A 4317-nucleotide genomic window follows, 5' to 3' on the forward strand; every position below is an offset into this window, starting at 1 on the left:
GTGACCCCCGTGAACCCCCCGACCGACCCCAGCACGACGCCCGCAACAGCCGGAGACTGACATGAGCGCACCCATCACCGTTCTCCTCGTCGACGACCACGAGCTGATCCGCAGCGGTCTGGCCGGCGTCTTCGAGCTCGAGCAGGACATGACGATCATCGCCACGGCGGGCTCGGTCGTCGAGGCACTGCGCAAGTTCGACGAGCTGCAGCCGGACGTCGTCGTCGCCGACCTCCAGCTGCAGGACGGGACCGGTCTCGACATCGTCCGGTCCATCCGCAAGGTCAGCAACACCACCGGTCTCGTGGTGCTGACGATGCACTCCGGCGACGACCAGATCTTCGCGGCGATGCAGGCCGGAGCCTCCGGTTTCGTCGGCAAGGACGCACCCTCGTCCGAGGTGGTCAGGGCAGCCCGCCACGCGGCCGTGTCACCGCGCTCCTTCGTCTGCACCGGCCTCGTGGGCGCGATGATGCGGCGCGGCACCGCCGAGTCGACCCGGCTCTCCGACCGCGAGCACGAGGTGCTGCTGCTGCTCGCCGACGGCCTGGGCGCCGCGGCGATCGGCGACAAGCTCTACCTCAGCGAGTCCACGGCCAAGTCGCACATCGCGCGCATCTACCAGAAGCTGGGCGCCACCAACCGTGCCCAGGCGCTGGTCACCGCGATGCGGATCGGGCTGCTGTCCAGCGTCCGGCCCGTCGACTCCTGACCCGTCCGCCTCTCGTGGAGGCCGTTCGGCCATGACCCGTCTGGACCAGACGGACTAGTCGACGTACGCGCACCCGGCCCGCAAACCCGCAGGTCAGGGGCTTGCTGCCGGATGGCGGCGTCGTGGGCATCCGCTGTCAGGGGCCGCGGGCATAGTCCGAACGGGCTATGCCGTCCCCCAGTCGTACTGACCTGGCCCATTGTGCCTACACGGGCACCCGGAGGTGGCCACCATTGGGGACATGAGGCAGACCGGCCTCATCTCGTGGGAATTCCCTCTTCAAGGAGACACACCAATGCTGGACTACCTCCGCATCATGATCGCGGCCCGCACCGCCAACAGCGAGCGTGGCGCCTCGGCCGTCGAGTACGGCCTCCTCATCGCGGGCATCGCCGCCCTGATCGTCGTCATCGTCTTCGCCTTCGGCGACAACATCCAGGACATCTTCAACTCGACCTGCGACGCCGTCGCCACCGGCACGGGCTGCGCCTCCGACTGACCTCTGTCCATCGGTCTTCAGAGGATGAACACCCACGAGCTCTGGCTGCGGACACTCGTCCGCAGCCAGAGCTCGGGGTTCAGCCGGAACCGTCGCACCGAACGCGGTGCCTCGGCCGTCGAGTACGGCCTCCTGATCGCCGGCATCGCCGCCCTGATCGCCGTCATCGTCTTCGCCTTCGGCGACAGCATCGGCGACGTCCTCTTCGAGGACACCTGCCAGCAGCTCGTCGCCGGAAGCGGCCAGGGCGACTGCGTGTAGCAAGAACCCCTGAGCGGTCCCCCGCCCAGACAGAACATCGCCATCTCGTGGTGACCCCCTCTAGCCAGGAGCAACGAAATGCTTGACTACCTCCGCATCATGCTGGCCGCTCGCAAGAGCTCTGAGCGCGGCGCCTCGGCCGTCGAGTACGGCCTCCTGATCGCCGGCATCGCCGCCCTGATCGTCGTCATCGTCTTCGCCTTCGGCGACAACATCCGGGACATCTTCAACTCGACCTGCGACGCGGTCGCCACCGGCAGCGGCTGCACCTCGGACTGAGCCGTCCGGCTCTCGGCCAGGGCGATCCGCGCCATCGTGGTCGGGTGCGACCCGAACCACCAGTGGGACCACGCCGGTGGCGTCAGGTCGGCGGCCGACCGGCGGGCCAGCTGCTGCTGGAGCGCCACGAACGCGTCCGGGTCGTCGGTGACCCGGAGCGCGTCGACATCGGCGCGGGTCTCCACCTGACGGCTGATGCCGTTCTGGACGGGGCTTGCCAGCAACCCGGCGACCGCGACCAGCGCCAGGAGACGCGGCACGTTGCCCGGGTGGGCGACGCCACCGTCGTCGTGCGCGTCGCCCGTCCGCCGGCGCGACAGCACCAGGCCGAGCAGTCCGACCCCCAGCGCTGCGCCCGCCGCGCCGAGCGTGGTCCCGCCCAGGACGTCGCGGTGCCGAGCGTGCGACAGCTCGTGCGCGACGACCGACACCGTCTCGTCCTCCCCGAGGTCGTCGACCAGGTTGTCGTAGACCACGACCCGGCGGGTGCTCCCGAAGCCCGACACGTACGCGTTCAGGGTCGTCGTCCGACGCGACGCGTCCGCGACCAGGACGTCGTCGACGTCCACGCCCTCGCGATCGGCCAGGTCCAGGATCCGGGCGCGCAGCGGTCCCTCCGGCAGCGGCGTGAACGAGTTGAACAACGGCTCGACGACCAGCGGGTAGACCAGCGAGCCCACCACCACGAGCGCCGCCAGGCTGGGGCCGGCCACCGCGGGCCAGGCGCGCGGCCACCGGCGAGCGCACCCCACCAGCACGAGCACGACCAGCGAGGTGACCGCGACGTCGAGCGCCTCGGACTTCGCGAGGTCCACCGCGAACGCACCCCACGCCTGGTTCGACAGCCCGAACTCGAGCACGTGGCGGCGCAGCAGGACCGCGAACGGCAGGGTCAGCAGGCGGACCACGACCTCGACCGCGGCGACGGCGAGCGGGACCTGCACCCACCACGGCCCGGGCAGCCGGCCGACCAGCGCACGCCCGGCGCGGGTGAGGCCGAGGAGCGACAGCAGCACCAGTGAGACGGCCAAGGAGGACCAGCTCCAGACCCGGGCCCACCTGGCGAAGTCCTCGCCCCGGGCGATCTCGGCGTCGGTGAAGTAGCGCGACGGGTCCGCCGCGGGGAGCGCGCCCCCGGGTACCGGGTCCCACGGCACCCACAGCACGGCCAGCACGACGAACACCGCCGCGGCGACCAGCGCGACCGCCGCCGACGTACGTCGCTCGCTCACCCGGCCACCGCCGTCGTGGCCGCGAGCGACTGCAGGCGGTCCTGCCATCGCCTGGTCAGCTCCGACTCGTCGAGGCCGACACCGGAGCGCAGTGCGGCCCCGATGTCCGCTCCGCCACTCACCTCGTCGTACAGCCGGACCAGCCCCTCCTCCCCCGCCAGGTCGGCGACGAGCTGGCAGGCCAGCCAGGCCGCCTCGTAGGCCGCGCCGAGGTGGCCGGCGGTCGCGTCGAACTCGGCAGGACCCGGGAGGGCCTCGGGCACGCCTTCCGCACGGACCTGGGCGATGACCTGACCCGCGGTCTTCGAGATCGGCAGGTCCGTGCCCCGCAGGGCGACGTAGTCGGCGAAACCCTCCAGGAGCCAGAGCGGCATGCCGCTCGTCACCGGCGCGTCGGTCGCGATGTGGGTCGCCTCGTGGGTCATGACGACCTGCTCCCCCGCCGGCCCGAGGTCGCGGTAGAGGTCGGGGTTGACGAACACGTGCGCCGGCGAGGTGGGGGTGAGCGTGCCGTCGACCGTGGCCGAGACGGCGGCGATGTCGGTGTAGGTGCCGGGGTCGGCGGCCAGCATCGCGTCGAGCGTCTGCGCGCTGTCCGGCACCTCGACCACCAGGCCGCCGGGCCAGTCCGGCAGCACCGCACGCACGGCCGGCACGGCGGCGACCGCCCGCTCGGCATAGCGGTCGGCGTCCGCGGCGGAGCCGTCGACCAGCACCAGCGTCTCTGCGCCGCGCCGGACCTCGAGCGGCGCGGCCAGCCACAACGGCGTGCGCCGGTCGCCACCGCCGATGCCGGTCACCGACGCCCCCGGCCCGGTCGCGTCGAACCCGACGAGGACCTCCTCACGCACCGGCTCCCGGTCGAAGCCGGAGAAGCGCCAGGTCATGTCCACCGCGGCGGTCCAGGCACCGTCGGCCGAGGTGCTGCTCGTCTCGTCGACGTAGCGCAGGGTGAAGTCGGCGACGTCCAGCGCCTCGGCGTTGGCGACCACCGCGCGGAGCAGGTCGGCGCCTCCCGCGGAATCACCGGCCAGGGCCACGGCGGACTCGGTGTCCCGAGCTGCCACCGCGTCCTCGAGCGCCCGCAGCACCCGGACCGCCTCCGCGGGCTCCGGGTCGGGTCGGGTGACCGCGTCCGGCGAGGCCAGGTAGTCCTCGTCGCGCGAGACGAGGTAGGTCACCGCCGCCACCACGAGCAGCAGCAGCACCGACGCCACCACCACCCAGCGGCGTCGGGCGGGCGCGGTCACCGCACCATCATCGCGATCGGGTGGTGACAGTGCGGGGAAGGCGGGCTCAGCCGGGGCGGACGGCGCCGACGTACGGCATCGAGT

5 protein-coding genes and 1 pseudogene are annotated in these 4317 nt (G+C 72.1%); 4 read left to right on the forward strand and 2 right to left on the reverse strand.

Features of this window, described 5'->3' with window-relative positions; all coding sequences use genetic code 11:
• The first annotated feature begins 61 nt into the window (after positions 1-61).
• From JHD21_RS21080 to JHD21_RS21095, 4 genes are all read left to right on the forward strand, one after another.
• Positions 62-712, forward strand: coding sequence for a response regulator transcription factor (locus tag JHD21_RS21080; RefSeq protein WP_292679423.1), 651 nt, complete (start codon positions 62-64; stop codon positions 710-712).
• A gap of 295 nt (positions 713-1007) precedes the next feature.
• Positions 1008-1211 carry a Flp family type IVb pilin gene (locus tag JHD21_RS21085; RefSeq protein ID WP_292679425.1) on the forward strand — a complete coding sequence of 68 codons (204 nt, stop codon included), beginning with the start codon at positions 1008-1010 and terminating at the stop codon, positions 1209-1211.
• A gap of 24 nt (positions 1212-1235) precedes the next feature.
• The gene (locus JHD21_RS21090; RefSeq protein WP_292679426.1) at positions 1236-1472 is read left to right on the forward strand and encodes a Flp family type IVb pilin; all 237 of its coding nucleotides are present in this window, start codon (positions 1236-1238) and stop codon (positions 1470-1472) included.
• A 99-nt stretch (positions 1473-1571) separates the two neighbouring features.
• A complete protein-coding gene (locus tag JHD21_RS21095) occupies positions 1572-1751 on the forward strand; it encodes a Flp family type IVb pilin (RefSeq protein WP_292679430.1) in 180 nt (59 codons plus the stop codon).
• 20 nt (positions 1752-1771) lie between these two features.
• Here the strand turns inward: JHD21_RS21095 and JHD21_RS21100 are convergent.
• Together JHD21_RS21100 and JHD21_RS21105 are read right to left on the reverse strand one after the other, a co-directional pair.
• Positions 1772-3031: pseudogene (locus JHD21_RS21100) on the reverse strand (M48 family metalloprotease); the annotation flags it as partial.
• Positions 2980-4233: a hypothetical protein gene (locus JHD21_RS21105; protein ID WP_292679428.1), complete on the reverse strand. Its 1254-nt coding sequence runs from the start codon at positions 4231-4233 to the stop codon at positions 2980-2982. The pseudogene JHD21_RS21100 and the gene JHD21_RS21105, both read right to left, overlap by 52 nt.
• Positions 4234-4317: the final 84 nt, after the last annotated feature.

This window comes from Nocardioides sp., assembly GCF_016462705.1.
GTDB lineage: Bacteria > Actinomycetota > Actinomycetes > Propionibacteriales > Nocardioidaceae > Nocardioides.

Bases quoted from the DNA above. Each gene is read 5' to 3' on its own strand.
- JHD21_RS21080 (WP_292679423.1), top strand. From the start codon at position 62: ATGAGCGCACCCATCACCGTTCTCCTCGTCGACGACCACGAGCTGATC.
- JHD21_RS21085 (WP_292679425.1), top strand. From the start codon at position 1,008: ATGCTGGACTACCTCCGCATCATGATCGCGGCCCGCACCGCCAACAGC.
- JHD21_RS21090 (WP_292679426.1), top strand. From the start codon at position 1,236: ATGAACACCCACGAGCTCTGGCTGCGGACACTCGTCCGCAGCCAGAGC.
- JHD21_RS21095 (WP_292679430.1), top strand. From the start codon at position 1,572: ATGCTGGCCGCTCGCAAGAGCTCTGAGCGCGGCGCCTCGGCCGTCGAG.